The sequence below is a fragment of the Aquimarina algiphila genome, from assembly GCF_947494415.1.
GTDB classification, from domain to species: domain Bacteria; phylum Bacteroidota; class Bacteroidia; order Flavobacteriales; family Flavobacteriaceae; genus Aquimarina; species Aquimarina algiphila.
Map to the genome: position 1 here is coordinate 999352 of NZ_CANLVC010000006.1, position 26318 is coordinate 1025669.

Annotated in this window: 25 protein-coding genes; 15 read left to right on the forward strand and 10 right to left on the reverse strand. The window is 31.6% G+C overall.

Annotation, left to right across the window (positions count from 1 at the left end):
• Positions 1-20: 20 nt before the first annotated feature.
• Positions 21-2804 carry a putative LPS assembly protein LptD gene (locus tag PQF96_RS13660; RefSeq protein ID WP_271766842.1) on the reverse strand — a complete coding sequence of 928 codons (2784 nt, stop codon included), beginning with the start codon at positions 2802-2804 and terminating at the stop codon, positions 21-23.
• Between the two features lie 202 nt (positions 2805-3006).
• Between PQF96_RS13660 and PQF96_RS13665 the strand changes: the two genes are divergently transcribed.
• From PQF96_RS13665 to PQF96_RS13710, 10 genes are all read left to right on the forward strand, one after another.
• Positions 3007-4125 carry an N-acetylmuramoyl-L-alanine amidase family protein gene (locus PQF96_RS13665; protein ID WP_271766844.1) on the forward strand — a complete coding sequence of 373 codons (1119 nt, stop codon included), beginning with the start codon at positions 3007-3009 and terminating at the stop codon, positions 4123-4125.
• Between the two features lie 87 nt (positions 4126-4212).
• Positions 4213-5163: an MlaD family protein gene (locus PQF96_RS13670; protein WP_271766845.1), complete on the forward strand. Its 951-nt coding sequence runs from the start codon at positions 4213-4215 to the stop codon at positions 5161-5163.
• Between the two features lie 5 nt (positions 5164-5168).
• Complete coding sequence (locus tag PQF96_RS13675; RefSeq protein WP_271767085.1) at positions 5169-6494, forward strand: (Fe-S)-binding protein; 1326 nt, start codon at positions 5169-5171, stop codon at positions 6492-6494.
• A 68-nt stretch (positions 6495-6562) separates the two neighbouring features.
• Positions 6563-7009: an LNS2 domain-containing protein gene (locus PQF96_RS13680; RefSeq protein ID WP_109438348.1), complete on the forward strand. Its 447-nt coding sequence runs from the start codon at positions 6563-6565 to the stop codon at positions 7007-7009.
• A gap of 63 nt (positions 7010-7072) precedes the next feature.
• Positions 7073-7864, forward strand: a complete 792-nt coding sequence (locus tag PQF96_RS13685) for a (Fe-S)-binding protein (RefSeq protein ID WP_143917890.1) — start codon at positions 7073-7075, stop codon at positions 7862-7864.
• Between the two features lie 108 nt (positions 7865-7972).
• A complete protein-coding gene (locus PQF96_RS13690) occupies positions 7973-8458 on the forward strand; it encodes an ABC transporter ATPase (RefSeq protein ID WP_271766846.1) in 486 nt (161 codons plus the stop codon).
• Between the two features lie 7 nt (positions 8459-8465).
• Complete coding sequence (locus PQF96_RS13695; RefSeq protein ID WP_408629609.1) at positions 8466-11390, forward strand: glycoside hydrolase family 3 N-terminal domain-containing protein; 2925 nt, start codon at positions 8466-8468, stop codon at positions 11388-11390.
• 44 nt (positions 11391-11434) lie between these two features.
• Positions 11435-12337, forward strand: coding sequence for an aldo/keto reductase (locus PQF96_RS13700; RefSeq protein ID WP_271766848.1), 903 nt, complete (start codon positions 11435-11437; stop codon positions 12335-12337).
• Positions 12338-12543: 206 nt separating this feature from the next.
• Positions 12544-12999: a hypothetical protein gene (locus PQF96_RS13705; protein ID WP_109438351.1), complete on the forward strand. Its 456-nt coding sequence runs from the start codon at positions 12544-12546 to the stop codon at positions 12997-12999.
• 76 nt (positions 13000-13075) lie between these two features.
• Positions 13076-13540: a hypothetical protein gene (locus PQF96_RS13710; RefSeq protein ID WP_271766850.1), complete on the forward strand. Its 465-nt coding sequence runs from the start codon at positions 13076-13078 to the stop codon at positions 13538-13540.
• 9 nt (positions 13541-13549) lie between these two features.
• On the opposite strand, the gene PQF96_RS13715 is transcribed toward PQF96_RS13710, so the two are convergent.
• The 3 genes from PQF96_RS13715 to PQF96_RS13725 are packed head-to-tail and all read right to left on the reverse strand — an operon-like array spanning position 13550 to position 15538.
• A complete protein-coding gene (locus tag PQF96_RS13715; protein WP_271766852.1) occupies positions 13550-14086 on the reverse strand; it encodes an RsmD family RNA methyltransferase in 537 nt (178 codons plus the stop codon).
• 2 nt (positions 14087-14088) lie between these two features.
• The gene (locus PQF96_RS13720) at positions 14089-14913 is read right to left on the reverse strand and encodes a DUF3822 family protein (protein ID WP_271766854.1); all 825 of its coding nucleotides are present in this window, start codon (positions 14911-14913) and stop codon (positions 14089-14091) included.
• The gene (locus tag PQF96_RS13725) at positions 14894-15538 is read right to left on the reverse strand and encodes a hypothetical protein (protein ID WP_109438355.1); all 645 of its coding nucleotides are present in this window, start codon (positions 15536-15538) and stop codon (positions 14894-14896) included. Before PQF96_RS13725 ends, PQF96_RS13720 begins: the two co-directional genes overlap by 20 nt.
• A 136-nt stretch (positions 15539-15674) precedes the next feature.
• Between PQF96_RS13725 and PQF96_RS13730 the strand changes: the two genes are divergently transcribed.
• The 3 genes from PQF96_RS13730 (at position 15675) to PQF96_RS13745 (ending at position 19671) form a co-directional block, all read left to right on the forward strand.
• Positions 15675-17102: an ATP-dependent DNA helicase gene (locus PQF96_RS13730; protein ID WP_109438356.1), complete on the forward strand. Its 1428-nt coding sequence runs from the start codon at positions 15675-15677 to the stop codon at positions 17100-17102.
• A gap of 147 nt (positions 17103-17249) precedes the next feature.
• Positions 17250-19094 (forward strand): 3-deoxy-manno-octulosonate cytidylyltransferase, encoded by a 1845-nt coding sequence (gene kdsB, locus PQF96_RS28650; protein WP_109438357.1) that lies wholly within the window; start codon positions 17250-17252, stop codon positions 19092-19094.
• Between the two features lie 58 nt (positions 19095-19152).
• Entirely contained in the window at positions 19153-19671 is a 519-nt protein-coding gene (locus PQF96_RS13745) for a 1-acyl-sn-glycerol-3-phosphate acyltransferase (RefSeq protein ID WP_333968009.1), read from the forward strand.
• Here PQF96_RS13745 and PQF96_RS13750 read toward each other — a convergent pair.
• The 6 genes from PQF96_RS13750 to PQF96_RS13775 form a co-directional block, all read right to left on the reverse strand.
• On the reverse strand, positions 19668-20168 hold the full coding sequence (locus tag PQF96_RS13750; RefSeq protein ID WP_235011022.1) for a hypothetical protein: 501 nt from the start codon (positions 20166-20168) through the stop codon (positions 19668-19670). The two genes, PQF96_RS13745 and PQF96_RS13750, sit on opposite strands and share 4 nt — an antisense overlap.
• Positions 20169-20319: 151 nt before the next feature.
• Complete coding sequence (locus PQF96_RS13755; RefSeq protein ID WP_143917885.1) at positions 20320-21042, reverse strand: YebC/PmpR family DNA-binding transcriptional regulator; 723 nt, start codon at positions 21040-21042, stop codon at positions 20320-20322.
• 131 nt (positions 21043-21173) lie between these two features.
• A complete protein-coding gene (locus tag PQF96_RS13760; protein WP_109437804.1) occupies positions 21174-21461 on the reverse strand; it encodes a 4a-hydroxytetrahydrobiopterin dehydratase in 288 nt (95 codons plus the stop codon).
• 24 nt (positions 21462-21485) lie between these two features.
• Positions 21486-22418, reverse strand: coding sequence for a septum formation inhibitor Maf (locus PQF96_RS13765; protein WP_271766855.1), 933 nt, complete (start codon positions 22416-22418; stop codon positions 21486-21488).
• Between the two features lie 42 nt (positions 22419-22460).
• On the reverse strand, positions 22461-23048 hold the full coding sequence (locus PQF96_RS13770) for a Maf-like protein (protein WP_271766857.1): 588 nt from the start codon (positions 23046-23048) through the stop codon (positions 22461-22463).
• A gap of 3 nt (positions 23049-23051) precedes the next feature.
• Positions 23052-23954, reverse strand: coding sequence for a geranylgeranylglycerol-phosphate geranylgeranyltransferase (locus PQF96_RS13775; RefSeq protein WP_271766858.1), 903 nt, complete (start codon positions 23952-23954; stop codon positions 23052-23054).
• Between the two features lie 268 nt (positions 23955-24222).
• On the opposite strand from PQF96_RS13775, the gene PQF96_RS13780 reads away from it, so the two are divergent.
• Positions 24223-25620 carry a sensor histidine kinase gene (locus PQF96_RS13780; protein WP_271766859.1) on the forward strand — a complete coding sequence of 466 codons (1398 nt, stop codon included), beginning with the start codon at positions 24223-24225 and terminating at the stop codon, positions 25618-25620.
• 5 nt (positions 25621-25625) lie between these two features.
• Entirely contained in the window at positions 25626-26306 is a 681-nt protein-coding gene (locus PQF96_RS13785; protein WP_271766860.1) for a response regulator transcription factor, read from the forward strand.
• The last annotated feature ends 12 nt before the right edge of the window (positions 26307-26318 follow it).

The following is a 26318-nucleotide window of genomic DNA, read 5'->3' on the forward strand; positions in this document are numbered from 1 at the left end:
TAAATTTAAATTTCTTAAATCTATAGTTGCCTGTCTGGCTCTCTTCTTTTATCCCATTTAATATCACTTAATACTGATGATTTAATTCCAATAAAGAAGTTCCAAGATGTTCTTTCACTAAAAGGAATCCAATTAAAATTCATTACCCAACTTTCTAAATCCCTCTGAAATCTTAAATTGGTAAAAGTAAACCCTGGATTTTTGAGATCATATCCAGACGATGCACCTACAGACCATCGCGGTGCAAGTTCTATATCTCCTGAGAACATAATAGAATGAGACGAAATTTCATTCTGTCGGGCACTATTACTATAGTTCACATTGTAAGATAAACGTAGGTTCCAGGGGATTTTATAATTATAATCCTTTACGTCTTTATTTGTATCTCTGTTACTTTTATCTCTATCAAAAGACCTTGCTTCTCCAAAATCTGTAACCCCTCCAAAGAGGTCATCAGGTCTTCCTCCATTCCTGAAGTTTTGATTCTCAAGAGGGTCTTCGTTTACTTGTCCTTTTTCAAAATCTTTACTGGTAAAGGAGTATCCAAAATTAGCACTAGCTCTGGTTAAACGAAAAAGACTCCCACCATTATCTATATTCCATACATCAATCTTACGATTATTATTATCTAATGCATAAGGGTCGAGTTGAGCATTAAAATTGATATCTAACTTGTTTTGAATAATAGGAATATTACCTGTAATAGATAATGGACTAAGTTTTAAAGAATCTCCAGCAATATTATAGGCAGTACTTAAATTAAGGTTATTCAATAAAGTAATTTTTTTAGACTCTGTAGCTGTACTATCCTTACTTTTAACCTTCATCTCGAGATTATTACTTAAAGTGAAGCCAATACTGCTAGAAAACACATTACTTGGGGGTGAGAAAAAACCTCCTTCAAATCTAGAATATTCAAATGCCGATTCATCAATTTCGGTGTCAGGATCATCCGGTTCAGGATTCTCAAAACGTACATAAGAACCATCAAATGCAGGATTAATACTATAACTAATTGCTGGTCTCATTGTATGTCGAATCGCTTCGATTTTCTTTCCTTTTTTAAAGTTGAAGGTTCCATAGATGGTTGTTCCTATACTTGTAGAAAAATTATAAGTACGAAAAGAATCAAAACCTTTAATGGTGTCTCGTACTACTCCTCCTGCACCATTGTTTGCTTCCTGATCAAAATCTTGCTTTATCGTTTCAAAAACCCAACTTTCTTGAAATTGTGTACCTGCACTGGCACTTAAATATTTGAATAACTTAAAGTTAGTGCTTATAGGAATCGTATGACGCATTCCAGCTCTGGCTCTTTTAAACATAGCTGCAGTAAATAGGTCATCATCTGTAGTTTGAACAGTGTTTTGACCGGTAAAAGTATATTGTGCATTAATGTTATGTATAATACCTTTTTTTACACCGACCTTTGGAGCAAAAGGAAATACTCTAGATATACTACCATTAACATTTGGTAATGATAGATTAACTACACCGGTGTTTGTATTAGAATTATGGGTTGCAGCAACAGTAAAATTAACTTGCGGATCACCTTGAAAAGTTTTTGAATAAGAAACGTTTGAACTCAATTGATTATTCAGGAAATTACCAGTGTTTAATTGATTTGTGGACTGTTGGAAAAAGTCACTACTACCAAAATTCACATTAGCTGTAAATCTCGAACTAGGATTCGCTTTTGCATCTCGACTATGAGACCATTGAATATTATAAGTAGTGGTTTTTGCAAAATCAGGAAACCCTCGTTCGCTGGTAAGGTTATTTTCATACCTAAATCTTAAGTTACCTCTAAACTTATACCGTAATGCATAAGAAGACTCTACAGCAAAAGTATAGCTGCCATTGGTATAATAATCACCAAGTAAGGTAAGATCTGCATAATCACTTAATGCAAAATAATATCCCCCATTCTGAAGAAAATACCCACGGTTATTCTCTTCTCCCGGACTCGGAATAATAAATCCTGAAGTTCTATCTTCAGTTAAAGGAAAATATCCAAAAGGTAATCCCAAAGGAGTAGGGACATCTGCAATAAACATATTGACTAGTCCGGTTACAATTTTCTTCTTTGGTACAAATTTGATTCTACGAGCGTAAAAATAATACTCTGGGTCTTCAATGTTTTCAGAAGTAGTAAATTTTACATTTTTCATATAAATAACAGAATCATTTTCTCGTTTTGAGATCTCATTTTTGATCTTAAACCCATTTTGTTCTGTCTTTGAATTATATATAAGCGCTTTTTCAGTATCAAAATTAAACCTAATAGAATCTGGTTCTACAACATTTTGCGCTTGTTTAAAAATAGGAGTTTGAGTATATTCTCCTAAAGAATCTTTGATTCCGTATGCATAAACCTCATTTTTATTATTATCAACAACAATAAATCCAGCATTAATTTGCATGTCTCCATAAAGGACTTCTGCTTCGTTATAAAGATACATCTTGTTCTCCTTTCGACTCAATTGCATATAATCAGTTGATTTGTAGACAACTTTATCAGTCAAAAGTTGTGGTTCCTGATCAAGAGAATCGTTTTTAACAGTATCCTGAGCTTTCTCACCAAGTAATTCTTCTGGAGTAATTTTAATATTCTCCCCTGTCTTTCTTAAGGTATCTTCCTTTACAGGAATAGGTACCTCTTTAGTCTTGTTTGTTTCTTGTGCAGCAGTTTGACAAATACAAAACAGTGAAAAACTTAGTGAATAAAGTATATGACGTACCTTTGTTTGCAATGGTTTAAATCCTATTTTTGTATAACTATGGCTTAGTTTTTGAAGTGCCAAAATTACATATATTTTTTATGCTTAGATTGTAATTCATAAAAAAATAAAAAATTATGTCAAAAGCATGTCTTCTAAGTTATATAAACATAGAAGATATAAGTTTATTTTATTAGACACAATCTTTAGATTTTTAACTTGTTATATTAAATACTGAAACATAATGGGAATGTTTCAAAATTAGTAGTAAAATTATTTGTAATTGATGAAACGAAGTATAATACACAGTGTTTTTTTATTAATTTTTATAGTATCTGCATTTAATGCTACTATAATTTCTCAAGAAAATGACAAATTTATAGTGGTTCTGGATGCTGGACATGGAGGACATGACCCAGGTAACAGAGGAAACGGGTATAAAGAAAAAGAAATTGCTTTAAATGTCGTTTTGGCTGTTGGAGCAACTTTAGAAAAAGATGATAGATTCAAAGTTGTATATACACGTAAAACAGATGATTTTATAGAGTTACATGAACGGGGAAGTATAGCAAATAAAGCTGGTGCAGATTTATTTGTGTCTGTGCATTGTAATTCTCACCGCTCTCAAGCGTATGGAACTGAGACTTTTGTGCTTGGTTTGCATGCAAATAAAGAGAATTTTAATGTAGCCAAAAATGAAAACTCAGTTATTCTTTTAGAAGATAATTATGAAGCTAATTATGATGGTTTTGATCCCAATTCTCCAGAATCAATTATAGGGTTAACGCTAATGCAGGAAGAGTACCTGGATCAGAGCCTGACTTTAGCTAGTTTTGTGCAAAATAGGTTCAAAAAAACATTAAGTAGAAAAAGTAGAGGGGTAAAACAAGCTGGTTTTGTAGTACTACATCAAACATATATGCCTAGTGTTCTTATAGAACTTGGTTTTCTTACCAATAATAGTGAAGGAAAATATCTTAATTCTAAAAAAGGGCAAGCCGAAATGGCAAAATCTATAATAACTTCTATTGTAGATTATAAAGAAAGCCTTGATGCAATTTATAAAGTATCAGAGCCTGAAACTCCTGAAGTGACTAATACTACCGTAAAAATGGAAGGAGATCGTGTGTTTGAAGATATCACATTCAAAGTACAAATTGCAGCTGGATCAAGTGAAATAGAATTACAACCTTTTAATTTTAATGGCTTAGATCAACTATCAAAAATTAAAGCTGGAGATTTATACAAATATTATTTTGGAAGTACTTCTAATTATACTTTAATACAAGAATTAAAGGATATAGCTGTAGGTAAAGGATTCGATTCTAGTTTTATTGTTGCCTTTCGTAATAGTGAATTGATTCCTTTGACAGAAGCACTAAAAGCTAACACATCTTCGAATTAATCTAAATAAATACTGATAATTCATTAAAGAATTATCAATATTAATACATTTTTTATCCTAAATTTGTGTCCTAAAATATAATCTATTTTGAAATTTACTCGAGAAGTCAAAACAGGAATATTAGCGATTTGCGCTATAGCACTTTTAATTTTTGGTTATAGTTTCCTGAAAGGAAAAAATCTCCTGGAAGATGACAGAACGTTTTATGCCGTATATGAAAATGTAGAAGGATTAATACCATCTTCACCCGTAACTATAAATGGATTGGTAGTTGGACAAGTTGTATCTATTAAATTTGCAGATGCGAAAGGTAATCTTATCGTAGAGTTTAATGTGGATAGTGATTTTACTTTTTCTAAGAATAGCCTGGCTAAAGTATATGGTGGAGGATTAATCGGAGGAAAATCTCTGGCTATTATTCCGGTTTATGAACAAGGGTTAGATGCAAAAGATAAAGATACACTACCAGGTAAAATAGAATCAGGTTTACTCGAATTAGTGAATGATAAACTTGCTCCATTGCAAGAAAAACTTGAAGCTGCTATAACAGATGCAGATACTCTTCTTACTTCTGTTAATGGGATTCTTAATGTAGACAATAAAAATAATCTAAATTCGATTTTTAAGGATTTAAGTATAACGGTTAAAAATTTTAAAAGCGCTTCAGGTTCGTTAAATACTATTTTATCAGGTAATGAAGGTAAATTAAATAATACATTATCTAATTTGGATAAAATGTCCACTAATCTTAATAAAGTGTCAGATTCTTTAGCTCAAATTAATGTCGCTAAATTAGGAAGAGAGTTAGAAGCTGTATTAGCTAATTTTGAAAAGATTTCTAAAGATTTAAATGCAGGTAAAGGAACTGCAGGTAAATTGTTGAAAGACGACAAATTGTATAGTAATCTTGAAAAAACAAGTAAACAGTTAGAATTGTTGTTACAGGATTTACGATTAAATCCAAAACGATATGTTCACATTTCAGTTTTTGGAAAGAAAAATACCCCATACGAAACACCAACAGACTCAATACATTAAAAATGATGCACTATATACCTAATATTCTATTTGCACTTATCTTGATTGCAGGCGTAGGATATTTTACAAAAAATATTCGTAAAGTCATTCGTAATATAAGACTCGGGAAAGATGTGGACCGATCAGATAATAAGAGCGAACGATTTAAAAATATGGCAATGATTGCGCTTGGACAATCCAAAATGGTACGACGTCCTATTTCTGGGATATTGCACATTGTGGTGTATTTAGGGTTTATTATAATTAATATAGAGGTTTTAGAGATTATTATTGATGGTCTTTTTGGGACACATAGAATCTTTGCCTTTCTAGGAGGATTGTATGATTTCTTAATAGCTTCTTTTGAGATTCTGGCATTTCTTGTTTTTATTGGGGTTGTAATATTTTGGGTACGCCGAAATGTTATCAAAATAAAACGATTTTGGAATCCAGAAATGAAAGGATGGCCTAAGAATGACGGAAATCTAATTTTGTATTTCGAGATGGTTCTGATGACTCTGTTTTTGGTAATGAATGCATCAGATCTTCAATTACAGGCTTTGGGAGCCGAACATTATATAAAAGCTGGAGCGTATCCTATTAGTCAATATATATCACCACTTTTTAATGGGATGTCAGAGGCTTCATTAATTGGTATTGAAAGAGGAGCCTGGTGGTTACATATTTTGGGAATATTAGTATTTCTGAATTATTTATATTTTTCAAAGCACCTGCATATTTTACTAGCATTTCCTAATACATATTATGGAGATTTGAAACCTAAAGGAGAGTTAGATAACCTAGAAGCAGTTACTAACGAAGTGAAATTAATGATGGATCCTAGCGCTGATCCTTTTGCGGCTCCTGCAGATGATCAAATCGAAGGAGAACCAGAAAAGTTTGGTGCTTCAGATGTTGTAGATCTTAATTGGGCACAATTACTTAATGCATATACCTGTACAGAATGTGGTCGTTGTACTAGTGAATGCCCAGCAAATCAAACAGGTAAAAAATTATCTCCACGAAAAATTATGATGGATACAAGAGACCGTCTAAAGGAAGTTGGAGATAATATAGATAAGAATGGAAGTTTTGTAGATGATGGAAAACAATTACTGAATGATTACATTACCCCAGAAGAGTTATGGGCATGTACAAGTTGTAATGCATGTGTAGAAGCTTGTCCTGTAAGTATAAGTCCATTGTCAATTATTATTGATATGAGACGTTACTTAGTAATGGAGGAGAGTGCTGCCCCATCTGATTTAAATAATATGATGTCTAATATAGAAAATAACGGAGCTCCATGGCCATTTAACCAGATGGATAGACTCAATTGGAGTGACGAATAATTAAAATAATAGTAAATTAAATTTTTAACCATTTTTTTAACCGATTAAACCATAGATTAATAGAAATTATGAAGAAGGAAGAAGTAGAGAAATTATTGCATGACAAAGTAGAAGAAGGGGAACATATAAGTCCTGTCTTACCAGAAGGTATTAAGAATTATCTTATTGATATCGATGGAACTATTACCGAAGATGTACCTAATGAAGAACCAGAACGAATGGTTACATGTGAACCATTTCCTGATGCGTTAGTTACGTTAAACAAGTGGTTTGATGAAGGACATATTATTTGTTTTTTCACTTCAAGAACCGAAGATCATAGAGAAGTAACAGAAACATGGTTAAAAACCCATGGATTTAAATATCATAGCCTTTTAATGGGTAAACCAAGAGGGGGTAATTATCACTGGATCGATAATCACTTAGTAAAAGCTACAAGATATACCGGTAAATTTACCGAGTTGGTAGAAAGAGTAGTGACTATCGAAGTTTTTGACGATGGAAAACACGATTAAAATATGAGTTTTTTGGTTTTACTTTTTTAAAAGAAAGAACCTTTGGACTTTAAAAATTATAATATGAGTGAAACAATTAAGGTGCCTACGATGGCAGAATATATGGCAGAGGGTAAACAACCAGAAGTTCTATTTTGGGTCGGTTGTGCTGGTAGTTTTGATGATAGAGCCAAAAAGATAACTAAAGCTTTTGTGAAACTACTTCATAATGCAAATGTTGACTTTGCTGTATTAGGTACCGAGGAGAGTTGTACAGGAGATCCAGCAAAAAGAGCTGGGAATGAATTTTTATTTCAAATGCAAGCAGTTACTAATATTGAAGTAATGAATGCTTATGAAATTAAAAAAGTAGTGACAGCCTGTCCTCATTGTTTTAATACATTGAAAAATGAATATCCAGCACTAGGAGGAGAGTATGAAGTAATGCATCATACGCAATTTCTTAAATCCTTGTTAGATGAAGGTAGACTAAAAGTAGAAGGAGGTAAGTTTAAAGGTAAGCGAATTACATTTCATGATCCTTGCTATCTGGGTAGGGCAAATAATGTATATGAAGCGCCAAGAGATTTACTTAGAAAGCTTGAGGTTGAATTAATAGAAATGAAGCGCTGTAAGAAGAACGGATTATGTTGTGGTGCTGGTGGTGCCCAGATGTTTAAAGAGCCAGAACCAGGGAATAAAGACGTAAATATCGAGCGCACAGAAGATGCTTTAGAAACAAAACCCGATATTATTGCTGCCGGATGTCCATTTTGTAATACAATGATGACAGATGGAGTAAAAAATAAAGAGAAAGAAGAAAGTATAGAAGTGTTAGATGTAGCAGAGCTTATTGCTAACGCTCAGGATTTATAATTTTTTCTTTAGTACACAATTTTCTTAGAGTTAATATGTTTTTCATATTAACTCTTTTTTATAACAGTATATAGTAATAGTTTTTATTACTTTAGTAAAAAATAGCTAATGTTGGTAGAATTTAATGACCTTCCCGAGACATCTAGAGTATGGATTTATCAAGCAAATCGGTCATTCACTCAGGAAGAACAAAAAGAAGTCGAGAAAAAATTAAAAGAATTTCTAACACAATGGACAGCGCATGGTGCTGATCTAAAAGCGGGTTATGAAATCAAATATAAACGTTTCATAACTATTGGGTTAGATCAAGGGGTGAATGCTGCTACAGGGTGTTCTATTGATGCATCGGTTCATTTTATTTTAGAATTAGAACGTGCTTATGATGTAGATTTAATGGATAAAATGAACGTCTCTTTTAAACAAGGAGAATTTGTTGCATATAAATCTCTTACTGATTTTAAGAAAATGGCTAAAAATAGATCAGTATCACCAAATACTATCGTTTTTAATAATCTGGTTACTAATATTGCCGAATATCGTACCAATTGGGAAGTACCTGCAAAAGATAGTTGGCATAATCGTTTTTTAAATTAAAATTTTTGTGCGGCATATTGTTAAAAAGTTTATTCCTTTCATAATTTTTCTTGCCACTTTTAGTGTTTATCCTCAATTAGAAAATCCTTTGCTAGTAGAAGACTATGAGACTCAGAAACGATGGGTGGATAGTATTTATAATAGGATGACCCTTAAAGAGAAAGTTGGACAATTGTTTATGGTTAACGTGTCTTCTTCTGATTCTAAAAAAGAAACAGATAAGATAAAACAGCTTATAGAGGAGTATACTATAGGAGGAGTTATCTTTTCTAAAGGCGGCCCTGGACGACAGGCCAGACTTAACAATGAATATCAAGATATATCTAAGGTTCCTTTGTTGATTGGAATTGATGCAGAATGGGGTTTAGGAATGCGATTGGATTCTACTCAAGCTTTTCCCTGGAATATGACACTTGGCGCAATTCAGAATGATGATCTTATTGAAGAAACCGGAAGACAGATAGGAAGACATTGTAAACGACTAGGGATTCATATGAATTTTGCTCCTGTAGTAGATATTAATACTAATCCAAAAAATCCAATAATCGGTAATCGCTCTTTTGGTGAAAATAAAGAAATAGTTGCTCAGAAAGCTTTAGCGTTTATGAAAGGTATGCAACGAGAAGGCATCATGGCAAATGCAAAACATTTTCCGGGTCATGGTGATACCGATACAGATTCACATAAAACATTACCTACAATAAGTTTTGATGCTAAGAGAATTGATAGCATTGAGTTGTATCCATATAAACAACTTATTAAAGAAGGGTTGTCAGGTGCAATGGTAGCACATCTTAATATTCCCAGTTTAGAGTCCAGGTATAATTATCCTTCTTCAATCTCAAAGAAAGTTGTTTCAACATTGTTAAAAGATAGTTTAAAATTTGAAGGTTTAATTTTTACAGATGCTCTTAATATGAAAGGAGCTTCTGATTTTAAAAGCCCTGGAGAAATTGATTTGGCAGCTTTTTTAGCTGGAAACGATGTCTTATTGATGTCAGAAGATGTTCCGTTAGCGTCACAAAAAATAGTTTCTGCATATTACGCTGGAGCAATAACAGAAGAACGATTATCATATTCTGTTAGAAAGATTTTGTTAGCTAAATATAAAGCTGGCTTAAATTCGTATACACCGGTAAGTTTGGGTTTTTTGCATGAAGAATTAAATAGTGTGAAGAACAAAACACTTCATCATGAGTTAGTTGAAAATTCATTAACGATACTTAAGAATGAAAGAGCTACACTGCCTATAAAAAATCTAGATTTAAAGAAAATAGCATATGTGTCTTTGGGTGATGATTCTGGAGAACCATTTTATGAAGAATTGCAAAAATATGCAAAAGTTGATTGGGTAAAAGCAAATCAATTAGGAGAAATGATAGATCAGTTAAGTAATTACAACTATGTAATTGTTGGTTTTCACAAGTCTAATGCATCTCCCTGGGCAGCTTACAAATTTAAAGATAAAGAATTAGTGTGGTTGTATGAGATTGCTCGACTTAATACAACTGTTCTTAATGTGTTTGCAAGGCCTTATGCTATGTTAGATATGCTAACAACAACAAATTTAGAAGGTGTATTGATGGCGTATCAAAATAGTACTGTGGCTCAAGAAAAAGCAGCACAATTACTGTTTGGGGCATTAGAAGCTAAAGGAAAACTACCGGTAGGTATAGGTCCTGATTTTCCTGTGGGAACAGGACTTGAAACAAGATTGTTAAAGAGATTATCATATGGGTTGCCAGAGAGCGTTGGAATGAACTCTTATAAACTTGCCAGAATAGACTCTATAGTTGATTTTGCGCTACAAGAAAAAATGACACCAGGTGTACAACTTGTTGTTGCAAGAAAAGGTAAGGTGATATTTAATAAAAATTATGGATACCATACCTATGATAAATTTAGGAAAGTAAAAGGGTCAGATGTTTATGATGTAGCATCACTTACAAAGATATTAGCGACTCTGCCTCTTACAATAGAATTAAAAGATAAAGGAATAATTTCTTTAGATTCAAAAGTAGGAAAATTACTTCCTGCTTTTAAAGATTCTAATAAGGAGCATATCACAATTAGATCTATGCTTTCTCATTATGCTAAATTAAAAGCATGGATACCATTTTATGTGCATACTATGGATTCTGTTACTAAGAAACCTGATAAAAAATACTATAGAACTACTCGATCTAAAGAGTTTAATATACAGGTGACTAATAACCTATATTTTCGTAGCGATATGAAGGATTCTTTGATTCTAAAGATTAGAGATAGTGAGCTTAGGGATAGATTAAGGTATAAGTATAGTGATTTACCATTTTATCTATTACAGGAATATATAGAAAGTCATTATGGAAATTCACTGAATAAACTAACTCAGCAACATTTTTATAAGCCTTTGGGAGCTAGTAATACAACGTACTTGCCTTTAACAAAGTTTAAAAAGAAAAAGATTGTACCTACAGAAAATGATAGGATTTTTAGGGGAGAAGTTGTTCATGGGTATGTCCATGATCAGGGAGCAGCAATGCTTGGTGGTGTAGGAGGGCATGCCGGGTTATTCACAAACGCTAATGATGTTACAAAAATAATGCAGATGTATCTTAATAAAGGGTATTATGGAGGTAAGCAATATTTTGGAGAACAAACCTTGGAAGAATTTAATACCTGTCATTATTGTCATAAGAATGTACGTAGAGGCGTGGGCTTTGATAAACCACAATTGGGAGATGTTGGACCTACTTGTGGATGTATATCTATGTCTAGTTTTGGACATAGTGGTTTTACCGGAACATTTACATGGGCTGATCCCGAAGAAGAAATAATATATGTTTTTTTAAGTAATAGGACATATCCCAATGCAGCAAATAGAAAGTTGATATCAAACGATATTCGTTCAGAGATACAAAGGATTATCTATGAGGCTATAGATTATTGATTAGAGGGCATATAAACGAATTAGGATTTTCAAAAGTAAAAAAGATGAGTGTTAAGATTTCTGAAGAAGGCCCTGTGTTTTCTCGAATAGTTGCAGGATGCATGAATTGGGGAGAATGGGGAGCTAATTTAAATAAAGAAGAGGTTTGTAAACTAGTAGAAGACTGTTTGTCAATTGGTGTTTCTACCTTTGATCATGCTGATATTTACGGACATTATACAACAGAAGAATTATTTGGTAACGCCCTTAAAAGTAATTCATCGCTTCGCAGTAGAATGCAGTTAATCACAAAATGCGGAATAAAACTGGTTACTCCTAATCGTCCTGATAATACCATTAAATCGTATAATACAAGAAAAGAATATATTATTGATTCTGTAGAGAAATCATTAATAAACCTAAGAACAGATTATATTGATCTTCTTTTAATTCACAGACCAAGCCCTCTGATGGATCCGTTTGAGATAGTAGATGCTTTTAATACTCTTAAAGAGGATGGTAAAGTGTTACATTTTGGAGTTTCTAATTTTACAAAAGAGCAGTTTGCAATGTTAAATAAGTTTGTACCATTAGTAACTAATCAGATAGAGGTTTCTCCATTACATCTCGATCCTTTTTTGGATGGTACTCTTGATGAGTGTATGTATAAGAGAATCAGACCTATGGCTTATTCTGTATTAGCGGGAGGTAAGTTTTTTTCTAAAACACCCGAAGACCAAATAATGAGAATAAATAAAATAGTAGATAGATTGTCTAGGAAGTACAATGCAAAGCCTGACCAAATTTTAATATCATGGGTACTTAAACATCCTTCTGGTATTTTTCCTGTAATTGGTTCTACAAAGATTAACAGAATAAAGTCTGCTGTACATGCTCTAGATATTAAGATTACTGATGAGGAATGGTTTGAGATTTTTGAAGCTTCACAAGGAAAAGAAGTGGCTTAGTTGATATCTTTCACTTTACTTTTTTCTGGTTTTTCAGTATTATATTAATGTTAAAATACTTGTAATTTTTAGAGTCGAGTCTTTTTTTAGTTATATTTAAACGACCTAACTCTCAACGTAAATACAATTTTTTCTTGTTAATTGTTGAATCGTAAACCTAGTAAACCTCTCAAATTGTCACTTCCTAACCCCTAACTTAGAAACCAATGAACAAGTATAAACTAACGCTTATAGGATTGGTGTTTTCTGTTTTTATTTATGTAACATCTATTGTTTTAGAACTAGATTTGTTTGAAAAATTCGTTACTCTTTTGAAAAGTTTGGAGCAATATGAATTTGATAAGATGATAATTCCGCTGATCATATTTTTTGTGTTTATTTATTTGGATATGATTAGACGCAATAAAGAAACTTTAGTAGAAAATACTAAAGTAAATATCTATAAGGCTATGCTTAAATCCAGTCATCACATCTTGAATAATTTTATTTATCAGATGGATATTTTTAAGCTTACTGCAGAAGATACTCCAGGTTTTGACGCACAAACATTAGCGTATTATGAAGATATAGTGAGTAATACTTCGCATCAAATTAATTCTCTTAGTAATTTGACCACTATCGATGAGTTTTCTATTCGAACTTCGGTAATGAATAATACCTAATCTAAATTTTATATATAGTTAAACTATATTTTACCTCCTTTTTTAAGCCATTGGTTTTACCCTAATCTTTAAAATCATGAATAATTATAAGCTAACATTCATTGGATTTGTAGTATCTATGTTTATTTATATTGGATGTATTATTTTAGAATTAGATTTGTTTGAAAAATTTGTTGCTTTATTAGCAAGTTTAGAGCAATTTGAATTTGACGAAATAATAATCCCTATAGTTGTATTTTTTATATTTCTTTTTATTGATACTGCTCGAAAAAGTAAAAAAATAAAAATGGAAAATGCAAAACTTAATATTTATAAGGCAATGCTTTCATCAAGTCATCATATTTTAAATACTTTTATTTATCAGATGAATATATTCAAAATCACTGCAGAAGAAACTCCTGGTTTTGATAAAAAAGTCCTTGTTTTTTATGAAGAAATAATTGATAACGCTTCTCATCAAATCAATTCATTAAGTAACCTCACAAATATCGATGAATTATCAATTCGAGCATCAGTAATGGGGCAAGAGTGTCTTATATAATTGTATTTATTATTTTTCGAAAAAACTAAAAATAGATCCGCCATATTTTCTTGAATTGCTGAAGTATGGAGATTCTTCTAGAGAGGTATGTTTAGAATGTTCAATGATTAAGATACCATTTTCGTTTAGTAGATTGTTTTCGAAGACTAGTGCTGCAATTTTAGTAAATTGATCGGTAGTAAAATCATATGGGGGATCAGCAAATATAATATCCACGCTTTGTTTTACTTTTTCTAAGTAACTATAAACATCACTTTTTACAGTTTCAATATTAGAATCAAGTTCCTTAGCAATACTTTTTATGTAGCCTAAACAAGCATAATGAGAGTCCACTGCGGTTATGTTTTCTGTTCCTCTGGATATAAATTCATAACTAATATTTCCTGTTCCGGAAAAAAGATCTAAAACTGAGACCTGAGAAAAATTATAATGATTTCTTAAGATGTTAAATAGCCCTTCTTTAGCCATATCTGTAGTGGGTCGAACGGGTAATTTTTTAGGAGCAGTGAGTCTTTTGCCTTTATATTTTCCTGAAATAATTCTCATAATTAAAAATGACTTAGTAATACAAAATGTTGATGAGGCTCAACTCGCATAATATTTGAAGCAAACTTTGATTCTTGAGATCGATTTCCAAAACCAACATTACGAATATACTTATACGCGATATTATGAAAATCACTATTCTTGGTGATATCACCAAGAAATACCAATTTAAACTCTTCGGGATTGAGATTTAATTGTTCTGTAGTGTACATTAAATAATATAAAAAATCTTCTTTGGTTTCGTAATTAAATGTATTGCTTAATATTAAATGCCCTTTGTTGATTACAATTAGATCAAACACAATACTGTTCATGTTTACAAAAACGGTAATAGATTCATTGTTTTTTTCTTTTGTAAGTAATGTGTTTATAAGTATAGTATTTGTGTGTTTATATGTAAATGAGCCAAAAGTATCGAAGAAAAAATTATTTATATTAGTGTATGGTATGTATACGGTAACTAAATCATGTTGATCGAGTTCGTCGTATGTAATAAAATCACTATCAAGAACCTTGACATTAAATTTTAAGTAATCTTTTAATAGAGCCTCGTTAAATAATGGTTTTGGTACAATAGTATATAAGTCATTTTGATGAATTACCTCTATCGTAGTAAACGATTCTTTTAGATTTTCATTACGATCAAAAGTGTATTTGATTTTATCCAGGACTTGTTCTGGTGTTAATCGTATACCAAAATTCTCTTGCTCAATTGCTGTTACTTGGTTATTAGTGTCTACAGTACAAAAAGAAAGTCCATTCAAGCTTACCTGAATGGACAATTTTTTTGATGTATTATCAATAGTATTACTGATCGTTTGCACCATAAGTTCTAGGCCAGTTACCAGAAGTCATTACTTCAGTCATTGATCCTACAGAAAGGAATGCTCCATTTACTCCATCAACCGACTGTACTTCCTTTTCTTGAAATAAAAGATCTTTATCAAGATCATGCAATAAAACATCTTTAGCAACCTTTGCTTCAAACACAGGAATTCTAAGGTCGTTTTTGTTAATATACCCAGCATCTAGTTCATAATTAGCTTCTACTCCTTCAATTGGTACCTTCATCATGTTTTTATGGCTTCCTGTCTTAAATAAAGAATCCTTTACAGAAGCGTATCCTAGAGTATCGATAACTACAGTATCTCTTGGTTCGTCAATTTTAAGTATTTTATTAAATCTTATAAAACTGGAATCTCTTCTTTGAGTTAATGTAAACTTGGCAGTGTCAATAAATGAAATTAATTTAACCGGGTCTTTTGTGAATCTTCCAGTTACCGATCTATACGCTAGTTGCGCTTTACGGATATCTCTTAAATTTTCAACAGCCTTGGCATATCGTACTTCTTTTATTTTATTGAACTTTACAGGACCATTAACAGAATTGAATACCAAGTATCCTAAAAATCCTATAACTACCCACAGAACTAATTGAACAACAATTTTCATTTTATGATTTAGCTTTAAACATTAGTGTATACGCAAATCTACAATTTTTTTTCAATCGTAAAAGTTTATTGCCAAAAAATCATCCCTATCTTTGATTTATTAATTAAAGGTTTGACTAATAGTATAGATAATTTTAATGAAGGAAAATGAGTTTTATGAATTGTTAAAAGAAGAATTTCCTTTTGAACCTACACTAAAACAGGATATTGTGTTGCAACGACTATCTTATTTTGTGCTTTCTGGGTCAAAAGATTCACTTTTTCTTTTAAAAGGTTATGCTGGTACAGGGAAAACTACATTAATCGGAGCATTGGTTAAAAATTTATGGAAAGCTAAATTGAATGCAGTTTTATTGGCTCCCACTGGTCGTGCTGCCAAAGTCATTAGTAATTATTCAGGAAAACACGCCCAGACTATACACAGAAATATTTATTATCCAAAAAAAAATAAAAGCGGAGGATTAGCTTTTCAACTTAAACAAAATAAAAGCCGCAATACTATTTTTATTGTGGACGAGGCTTCAATGATTCCAGATACACCAAGTGATAGTAAATTGTTTGAAAATGGATCTTTGCTTGATGATTTGATGATGTATGTATATTCTGGATATAATTGTAAAATACTTTTTATTGGAGATACGGCACAATTACCACCTGTTAAGTTAGAGGTAAGTCCTGCATTAGACGCTAATAACTTATCCATGGGGTTTAATAAGGATGTTACTCAAATAGAATTAGACGAAGTAGTGCGGCAAGCAGAAAATAGTGGTATTTTGATGAATGCTACGCGCTTAAGAGAATCTCTTAATGATGAGTTTTATGACTATTTTCAATTTCAAATAGATGGATATCCTGATATAGTTCGATTTTTTGATGGTCATGAAATTATGGAAGCTCTAAATGATGCGTATGCCAGTTCTGGCCATGAAGAATCAGTAATTATATTGCGATCTAATAAAAGAGCCAATATTTATAACCAACAGATTCGATCCAGAATACTTTTTCAAGAAGAAGAATTGTCTCCGGGGGATTATTTGATGGTGGTTAAAAATAATTATTTTTGGTTGGATAATAAAAGTGAAGCAGGATTTATAGCAAACGGAGATATCATTAGAGTGCTTGAGATTTTCTCTATTAAAGAGCTCTATGGATTTAGATTTGCAATTGTTAATGTTGATATGGTCGATTATCCAAATCAGAAACCGTTTGAAACTGTACTCATATTAGATACGCTTACATCTGAAACCCCTTCTTTGTCTTATGAAGAATCGAATAGGTTATATCAAGAAGTTATGGGGGATTTTGAAAATGAAAAATCAAAATACAAAAAATTTATTGGTGTAAAGAATAATAGATATTTTAATGGATTACAAGTTAAGTTCTCTTATGCTATTACTTGTCATAAATCTCAAGGAGGGCAATGGGATACAGTTTTTATAGAACAACCATATCTCCCTGATGGGATTACCAAAGATTATTTACGGTGGTTATACACCGCAGTGACTAGAGCTAAAAAGAAATTATATTTGATTGGTTTTAAAGAAGATTTTTTTGTTAAGAATTAGAGCTCTTAAGTGTTTTATATACTGGGCTTTAAGATATTTTTAAGAAACTAAATGGAAAGGTGTTCTAGAAAATTGATTTAAAAAAGTTATTTTTGCAATTACAGAAAAGCACACATTTTGAACAAAAATACTCTAAAAACTATCGCAATGATACCTGCGAGATATGCTGCCACGCGTTTTCCTGGCAAATTAATGCAGGATCTTGGAGGTAAAAGTGTCATCAGGAGAACTTATGAAGCCACTATTAATTCTGGACTTTTTGATTCGGTATATGTAGTCACAGATAGTGATATTATCTATGATGAAATTATATCTCATGGTGGTGTAGCTATTATGAGTAAAAAAGAACATACTTGTGGAAGCGATAGAATAGCTGAAGCCGTTGAAAATATGGATGTTGATATTGTTGTTAATGTTCAGGGAGATGAACCTTTTACTGATCGTGAAAGCTTAGAAAAAGTACTAAGCGTATTTTATGAAGAAGATTCAGATAAAATTGATTTGGCAAGTCTTATGACCCCAATGGAAGATTGGGATGATATTATGAATCCAAATAGTGTTAAGGTTATTGTAGATGAAAATAACTATGCTTTATACTTTTCTCGTGCACCTATTCCATATCCAAGAGATAGAGAAATAAACCATACGTATCACAAGCATAAAGGGGTTTATGCGTTTAGAAAACAAGCAATCTTGGATTTTTATCATTTGTCTATGCGTTCATTAGAAGCTTCAGAAAAAATTGAATGTATTAGGTATTTAGAATATGGAAAAAATATTAAGATGGTAGAAACACAACATGAAGGTGTTGAAATTGATACTCCAGAAGATCTAGAAAGAGCTAAAAAAATAATAAATAAAGAGAATCTATTGAATCCTAAACCTGTAACGGCCACCAAAGTGATAACTTCTAATCATAGAAATTTTCCAATGGTACCAAAAGTAGTATTTGGAGAAGGATGTTTTAATCAAATTCAGGAAATTATATCACCAGAACGAAATGGAGTTGCACCTTTTATCTATTTGATTGATAGTGTTTTTGAAAATAATCCTTCTTTCATAGAAGAAAGAATACCATTATTATATACTGATGAGATAATATATATATCTACTGCAGAAGAACCTAAAACTTCTCAAGTAGATATGATAGTTTCCAAAATCAAAGATAATTATCAATATATTCCGAGTGGAATAATTGGAATAGGAGGAGGGTCTATTTTGGATCTTTCTAAGGCAGTAGCGATTATGCTTTCAAACCCTGGAAGTGCCGCTGATTATCAAGGATGGGATTTGGTTAAAAATAAAGCGGTATATCATGTAGGTATTCCTACAATTTCTGGAACAGGAGCAGAAGTTTCGCGAACTACAGTGTTAACAGGGCCAGAACGTAAACTTGGAATTAATTCTGATTTCACTCCATTTGATCAGGTAATATTAGATCCAACTTTAATTAATGGAGTTCCTAAAGATCAGTGGTTTTATACGGGAATGGATTGCTATATTCATTGTGTTGAATCTTTAGATGGGACCTATCTAAATGCATTTAGCCAAAGTTATGGAGAAAAAGCTTTGGACTTGTGTAAGGAGATTTTTCTGGAAAATAATTTGACCAAAGAGGATATAGATGCAAAATTGATGATGGCTTCATGGCACGGGGGTATGAGTATTGCTTATTCTCAAGTAGGTGTTGCTCACGCTATGAGTTATGGTTTAGCATATGTGTTAGGCACAAAACATGGGATTGGTAACTGTATTGTGTTTGATAAATTAGAAGAATATTACCCAAAAGGAGTAGCTGTATTTAAACAGATGAAGGAGTTTCACGATATTAAATTACCTCAAGGGATTTGTGCAGATGTAACAGAAGAACAATTAAATGTTATGACCAAAGTTGCATTAAGTTTGGAACCACTATGGGAAAATGCTTTAGGGTGTGATTGGAAATCTAAGATAAATGCAGATAAGTTGAAAGAAATTTATCGTTCTTTGTAATTATTCTTAACTTTTTCTTCTCATGCGACGTCTTTCTTCTTTCATATATTATAAAATTATGGGTTGGAAGTATATTGGCGACTTCAGTGCTGATACTATAAAAAAATGTATCGTTATAGTTGTACCGCATACTAGCTGGCATGATTTCTATATAGGTCTTTTGATACGACAATTAGCAGGTATTAAGATAAGTTTTTTGGGTAAAAAAGAACTTTTTAAATGGCCAATTGGTTGGTATCTTAGAAAGGTTGGAGGAATTTCTCTGGATAGGACTCCTGGACAGAATAAAGTTGAAGCTATTGCAGAGATATTCAAGAAAAAAGAGGAATTACGTTTGACTATTGCGCCAGAAGGAACAAGAAAGAAAGTTAAAGAGTGGAAAACAGGATTCTATCATATAGCGAAAGCTGCAAAAGTTCCTATTATTATGGTCGCTTTTGATTTTGGGAGAAAGCAATGTGTAATCTCTGATCCATATTACCCAGGTAGTAATATTGATGAAGATTTTAAGAATATGTATCAGTTTTTTAAAGGGGTTAAAGGAAAGGTTCCTAAATATAGTTTTGATGTTGATTAAAACTTATGAGTCTTTTGTTCTTTTATAGGTTCTTCTTTTTTTTCTTTAGCACTTCCACCTCCAAAAATAAGAGCAGTACTTGAGAAGGTAGTGCCAAATGTTTTTGCAGCATAGTATACTTGAGAGATTGCATTTTCTGCTTGTTCTGGTGTAAGTTCTTTTAAAGGATGAATATAAACCGACCATAAAATACCATTAGAGATTGCATATTTTACATCAAGAGCAGAATGAAAATTTGCTGTCATACTATCTAATAAAAGATCTTTATCCAGGTTTTTGGATTCAGTAATAGGAGATATGATTCTCATTCGATTATTTGTAGCATCGGTTACGCAAAGCATTGGGGTTTCCTTATATAAAAATTTCCAGTTACCAGAAACTCCACCAAGAGTGTCTGCGTTTTTTTCAATGATTTCCTGCAGTTTGGTGTTATCCATATGTTGACTATAGGTGAAATATGAAAAAGAAAGCAGAATAAGAACAAATAATTGCTTCATAGTATACGTTTTAATTATAGTCGTGTTACCTTACAAAACATAACAAAAAAAGAGTTTAGTACCACTAAACTCTTTTTATTTGTGTTTTTTAAGTATATTTTATTATACTTTAATCGCTTTTAATAATATTTAACGTATATATAGTTATACGTTATTCGTTAACAAGCTCCTCCATAGTATGATATACATTTTGTACATCGTCATCTTCTTCAATTTTTTCAAGAAGTTTTTCTACATCTGCAGCCTGTTCTGGCGTGATTTTCTTAGTTACCTGTGGGATACGTTCAAATCCAGAGGATAAAATTTCAATTTCTCGACTTTCTAATTCTTTTTGAATAGCACCAAAGCTGCCAAAAGGAGCGTAGATTAGTATTCCATCATCATCCTGAAACACTTCTTCGGCACCAAAATCAATAAATTCTAATTCTAGTTCTTCTGGATCAATACCTTCTCCATTGATTCTAAAATTACAGGTATGATCAAACATAAACTCAACAGACCCCGATGTGCCGAGATTCCCTTCACATTTATTAAAATATGATCTTATGTTGGCAACGGTTCTATTATTATTATCCGTAGCTGTTTCAACTAAAATAGCGATCCCGTGCGGAGCATATCCTTCAAAAAGCACTTCTTTATAATCTCCTTGGTCTTTATCAGAGGCTTTTTTAATTGCTCTTTCGATATTGTCCTTGGGCATATTTACAGACTTGGCATTCTGAATTACTGCTCTAAGTCTGGAGTTAGAAGCTGGATCTGGACCACCTTCTTTTACAGCCATTACAATATCTTTACCAATTCGAGTAAACGCTTTTGCCATTGCTGACCAACGTTTCATCTTACGTGCTTTTCTGAATTCAAAAGCTCTTCCCATATGCTAGTTTTAAAATCTAATTACAAACATAAGTAGAAACCAAGTTTTTGACAAATGTTTGTTTGATATGAGTTTAAAATTAATACTATTTTTTTACTAAAAAGGTTACATTGTTATACAGAAGTTGAGATTTATTCAGCTTCTATTATATTATCAATAGTTTTTGCGAGTTTGAAATCATTTTCAGTAATCCCTCCGGCATCATGTGTAGATAAACTTATTTGTAGTTTATTATAAACATTTGACCAGTCAGGATGATGTTGTTGTGCTTCAGCTTCAAAAGCAATACGGGTCATTACCGAAAATGCGTCTTTAAAATCATTAAATTCAAATGTAGTATGAATGGCGTTATCATGATATTCCCATCCATCAATTTCGTTTAATCTTTCTTTTATTTCAGATTCTGATAATTTTATCATTATAGGTAGTGATTAAGTTTTGTATTATAGACCTAGTTCTTCTCTTAAAACTTCGTCTTTATTGCTGTTTTTACCCCAGTAGGGTGATTTTATACTTTTAATTCTACTTGCTTTTGTAGTAAGTTCTTTTGCATTAGCCCCAAACCCACTTTTAAAAGTTTCTGTCCAGCTTTCAATATCATAAGGAAAAGATGCATTAAAAACAATACTAATGCTTCTATTAAGTTCTGGATATTCGATTGTATAGGTATTGGTAGATCCACTCTTACTTAAGGAGACTTTGGCGCTATATGCTTTAATTTCTTTGTGTTTTAGTCTTGTGAATTCAAAAGAAGGGATAATTTGAATATCTCCCTGAGGTAAACCTTCTGGATTAATTCTAATTTTGGCCCAAAGTTCGTTTTCTAAAATGGCTTTATCTAATTTGTATTCCTGATCAGCTTCATCCTGAAAATAAGAATGAGACATAATTTCAAATTGTTTTCTATTATTCAATTGCGCATATACATGACCGCACCATTCTTGCATCGAACTGGAGATTTTTATAGCGTGTTTGTCATCTGATACTGGAAAAAATGTACTTTGCATAATGGAGTATGGGTAGATACCAGTGTTAAATTTCTTAGTAGCATTAAGCTTTAATACCGGTATATTACTAGTACTTTGATTGTCAGCTTTTACTTGTTCTTTGGGTAAGAAATCTTCTGTAACATAAATAAGTACAGCGGTACCTTTTCTTATTTCCCCATAGCGAGCTTGTTCTAATTGATATGAAGTTATTTCTGCCTCTCCGGCATACCAGTATTTTTTAAATTCTTCTGATAATTGTTTAACAGGTTTTGTGTTTTCTAAGGTAGTATCGTCTACAACTTTAGAAATTGTATCTGTTTTAATATTACTACAAGCTATGATGACTAATACGCCCAGGATTGAGAATATGAATATCGACTTTTTCATGACGGTGTATTTTACTTTTTTGAACAACAAAGTACAACAAACTTAGGATTTGGCAAGTGTAGTTAACATTTCATACACAAGATGAGTAGGAAGCCCCATAACATTAAAATAACTACCTTCTATTTTGGATATTCCTATGAGCCCTATCCATTCTTGTATACCATACGCGCCGGCTTTGTCTAAGGGGCGATGTTTATTTACATAATATTCAATTTCTTCTGTAGTAAGCTTTTTAAAAGTAACTTTAGTTGTATTGTGCATTACTTTTGTTTGATGAACAGTTTTAAAGCATACAGAAGTTATAACGTCATGAGTATCGTCAGAAAGTGAAGTGATTATTGTAATTGCTTCCTTAAGATTTTTTGGTTTCCCCAGTGCTTTATTATTATGCCAAACAATAGTATCACTTGTAATAAGGATATCATTAGGTTTTAGATCTGTAAAAGCATTTGCTTTGAGTTCTGCTAAGTAATCAGAAATTTCTTCAGCCTTAAGATGATCAGGATATATTTCTTCAATTTCTTTTAATCGAATAGTGAAATTAAAATCCAAATCTTTGAAAAATTGTTGTCTTCTGGGAGATCCGGAGGCAAGAATTATATTTTTGTTTTTTAGAATATCTTTTAGCATAATTTATTTTAAAACAAATTGATAAACTAGTAGAGAGAACGCTGCTGTAATCAAAACAATTTTTAAAATCAGTTGTAATTGTTTTAGTTGTTTATCTGATTCTGTATTAAAACTCTTAATCATAAAGTATAGTAATGGAGCAATAATTGTAATGAGCACAAAAATTACAGCTCTACTATTAGAAAAGAGATAGGTATATATGTAATAAACAACAGCAATAATCGGAAGTAGGGTTAATAAGCCAACTAGTTTTGTAGTTCTGTTTTTTCCTAAAACTATTGGAAGTGTTTTAATTCCTATTTTATGATCTCTATCGATATGTAAAGAATCTTTGATAATTTCTCTTAGTAATACAAGTATAAAAGCAAATATTGAATAATCTAGGATGATTGAAAAAATTACAGTTTGGGATTCTCTGTTTTTCTCTGTTATAGCAGGAAGAAGGTCAAAGATACCAACAGCTATTAAACTTAATGCAGCCAATAAAGCAGGAATTATATTTTTTAGTACAAAAATCTCTTTTAGATAAGAAGCATAAATATAAAATATACCCGAAATTATAATAAATAATGCAGCAAATCCAGATCTTCCGATAAGGTTTGATAAATAGAAGCCGATAAGAACTCCGATAACATTAAAAATGATAAATAATCTATTGGCAGATTTTTCTGATATTGATCCGTACAATAGGTTTTTTACTTTTGAACCCTCTTGATCATATATTTCTATAATAATGTTACCTGCTGCCGCTATACTAATGGTGGCAATAACAAGTAAAGCAATCCCGAACCCATTTAAAGTAATCGCAATATTAAAAGGTTCAAAAAGCCCATATTTTATGCATAATTGAGCAAGTGCAATGATGAGTAGATTGTTAAATTTTATCAGCTTTAGATAGGATAGCATAGAAATGATTGGTTAATTAGTCCGCAAATGTAATAATTATACAATATGATTTTCTAATTTTTATACTATTAACATAGGAGCTTTAAGAGCTAGTATTATGGGGATAATAGTTTTTGTTAACGTTAATGGAGGGTTAATGAGCTCCAATTACATGGCTACAGGTAGGCTTTGTCTTAATTTTGATAACATCAATCAATCAAAAAGCAGAACAATCGTAATACATTTTTATTGAGTTTAATTTAAAAATATCTGGGTTTAAGAAGATATCATGGTAAAACAAAAAATAAACATATTAATTGTAACATCTATTCTGGCATTATTGGCTCTTTCTGGAATCCAGGGATATTTGATTTTTAATACCTATCAGTTAAAAAAGGATGTCTTTATAAAAGAAACTAAGAAATCAGTTTCGAGTTTTGATAATACCAAGGAGATGGATTCTATTTCTGAGCTATGGTATAACGAATTAACAAAAAACTTAACCGAGTATAAAAAGAATAACTTACTTAAAAATGAAACGATAAAACATTTTAAGCCTTTTACGGATTCTTTAAATGATCTTTTTAAAGAATATTATAATCAGGAAATGAAGAAGGTTAATTTGAGTTATGAGTTAAAGTATAAGAAAACTATAAAAAGTATAGTAATTCATGATGATAATGTATTGGATACTATTTTTTCTGCAGAAGATGGGGATAATTATTTTCTATTTGGAGAAGATTTTCCTGACGAAGAAGGTACCGTTATTAGTAAAGCAAGATGGTTTACAGAACATGATTATGAAGATGACAGTAAAGAAGAGGTTTTACAAACCAAATTAGATGTCGAAATTCGAACAGAAGATACTATAAACATTATTGGATGGAAAAGAATAGTATTAGGGCAGATGTCGAGTTTATTTTTGATCTCTATATTATTGTTTTTGTTTGTGGTTATACTACTTTTTTATTCTATAAAAACAGTTATCCAGCAAAAGAAAATCGCAGATGTACGTAATGACTTTATTAATAATATTACACACGAACTTAAAACACCACTAGCCACTCTTGGGATCGCTTCTAAAAGTTTAAGAAATAAAGAAACTCAAAATTCTCCGCAAATATTTGCTAATGCTTTGGATATTCTTGATCGTCAAAATACCAGGTTGCAGAAATTAATTGATCAGGTTATGAATAATACCCTGGGATCAGAAGATATTATTTTGAAAAAAGAGAATTTTTTAGATAACAAATATTTTAATGAAATCCTGGAAGATTTTAAATTATCAGTCGGTAATAAAGAAGTAGAAATCAACTCCAAAATCGAATATAGGGATGTGTTTCTAAATATAGATAGGTTTTTATTTACAACAGCTGTATTTAATATTTTGGAGAATGCGGTTAAATATGGAAAAGAAAAAGTGAAAATTACAATGCGCACAGAGCTTAAGAATAACTCTTATGAGATTTCAATCCAGGATAATGGTGTTGGAATTCCCGAAAAAGAATATACCAAAGTTTTTGAGAAGTTTTATAGGGTTGCTACAGGTAATGTTCATGATGTGAAAGGATTAGGTTTAGGTCTATTCTATACAAATCAGATCATTAAAGCACATCAGGGTAAAATTGATATCGAAAGTAAAACCGATGAAGGAACCAAGTTTATAATAACCATACCAACAATCTAATACTTATGAAACATATATTACTAGCAGAAGATGATTTTGATTTTGGAAGTATTCTAAAACAGTATTTAGAAATACATAGTTATACGGTAACCTGGGCGAAAGATGGAAAAGAGGCTTTAACAATATTTAAAGAAGGAAAATTTGATATCTGTGTTTTTGATGTGATGATGCCCAAAATTGATGGATTTACATTAGCAGAACAAGTGATTGATATCGATCCAGAAACTCCGTTCGTATTTCTTACCGCAAAAAAAATGAAAGAAGATAAAATACGAGGATTAAAATTAGGAGCAGATGACTATATCGTTAAACCGTTTGAAGCAGATATTCTTGTTTTAAAACTTCAAAACATTTTGAAACGAACAAGAAAAGTAACACAGATAAAGGAAGATGTTGTATGTATTGGGAATTATGAATTTGATATTATAAATCATCAGCTAAAACTTGGTACAACATCACAACGATTAACTGAAAAAGAAACGACCCTAATTCAATATTTATGGGAGCATAGAAATAGAATGATAAAAAGAGAAGATGTGCTTAAAGATGTTTGGGGTAATGATGATTTTTTCTCTGGCAGAAGTATGGATGTGTTTATTAGTAGATTACGCAAATACTTCAAAGAAGATAATAATATAAATATAGAAAGCGTACGCGGAGTAGGACTCACATTTAATGTAATTTAATCATCAATCAAA

Bases quoted from the DNA above. Each gene is read 5' to 3' on its own strand.
- PQF96_RS13665 (WP_271766844.1), top strand. From the start codon at position 3,007: ATGAAACGAAGTATAATACACAGTGTTTTTTTATTAATTTTTATAGTA.
- PQF96_RS13675 (WP_271767085.1), top strand. From the start codon at position 5,169: ATGCACTATATACCTAATATTCTATTTGCACTTATCTTGATTGCAGGC.
- PQF96_RS13680 (WP_109438348.1), top strand. From the start codon at position 6,563: ATGAAGAAGGAAGAAGTAGAGAAATTATTGCATGACAAAGTAGAAGAA.
- PQF96_RS13685 (WP_143917890.1), top strand. From the start codon at position 7,073: ATGAGTGAAACAATTAAGGTGCCTACGATGGCAGAATATATGGCAGAG.
- PQF96_RS13690 (WP_271766846.1), top strand. From the start codon at position 7,973: ATGTTGGTAGAATTTAATGACCTTCCCGAGACATCTAGAGTATGGATT.
- PQF96_RS13700 (WP_271766848.1), top strand. From the start codon at position 11,435: ATGAGTGTTAAGATTTCTGAAGAAGGCCCTGTGTTTTCTCGAATAGTT.
- PQF96_RS13705 (WP_109438351.1), top strand. From the start codon at position 12,544: ATGAACAAGTATAAACTAACGCTTATAGGATTGGTGTTTTCTGTTTTT.
- PQF96_RS13710 (WP_271766850.1), top strand. From the start codon at position 13,076: ATGAATAATTATAAGCTAACATTCATTGGATTTGTAGTATCTATGTTT.
- PQF96_RS13715 (WP_271766852.1), bottom strand. From the start codon at position 14,086: ATGAGAATTATTTCAGGAAAATATAAAGGCAAAAGACTCACTGCTCCT.
- PQF96_RS13720 (WP_271766854.1), bottom strand. From the start codon at position 14,913: ATGGTGCAAACGATCAGTAATACTATTGATAATACATCAAAAAAATTG.
- PQF96_RS13725 (WP_109438355.1), bottom strand. From the start codon at position 15,538: ATGAAAATTGTTGTTCAATTAGTTCTGTGGGTAGTTATAGGATTTTTA.
- PQF96_RS13730 (WP_109438356.1), top strand. From the start codon at position 15,675: ATGAAGGAAAATGAGTTTTATGAATTGTTAAAAGAAGAATTTCCTTTT.
- kdsB (WP_109438357.1), top strand. From the start codon at position 17,250: ATGATACCTGCGAGATATGCTGCCACGCGTTTTCCTGGCAAATTAATG.
- PQF96_RS13745 (WP_333968009.1), top strand. From the start codon at position 19,153: ATGGGTTGGAAGTATATTGGCGACTTCAGTGCTGATACTATAAAAAAA.
- PQF96_RS13750 (WP_235011022.1), bottom strand. From the start codon at position 20,168: ATGAAGCAATTATTTGTTCTTATTCTGCTTTCTTTTTCATATTTCACC.
- PQF96_RS13755 (WP_143917885.1), bottom strand. From the start codon at position 21,042: ATGGGAAGAGCTTTTGAATTCAGAAAAGCACGTAAGATGAAACGTTGG.
- PQF96_RS13760 (WP_109437804.1), bottom strand. From the start codon at position 21,461: ATGATAAAATTATCAGAATCTGAAATAAAAGAAAGATTAAACGAAATT.
- PQF96_RS13765 (WP_271766855.1), bottom strand. From the start codon at position 22,418: ATGAAAAAGTCGATATTCATATTCTCAATCCTGGGCGTATTAGTCATC.
- PQF96_RS13770 (WP_271766857.1), bottom strand. From the start codon at position 23,048: ATGCTAAAAGATATTCTAAAAAACAAAAATATAATTCTTGCCTCCGGA.
- PQF96_RS13775 (WP_271766858.1), bottom strand. From the start codon at position 23,954: ATGCTATCCTATCTAAAGCTGATAAAATTTAACAATCTACTCATCATT.
- PQF96_RS13780 (WP_271766859.1), top strand. From the start codon at position 24,223: ATGGTAAAACAAAAAATAAACATATTAATTGTAACATCTATTCTGGCA.
- PQF96_RS13785 (WP_271766860.1), top strand. From the start codon at position 25,626: ATGAAACATATATTACTAGCAGAAGATGATTTTGATTTTGGAAGTATT.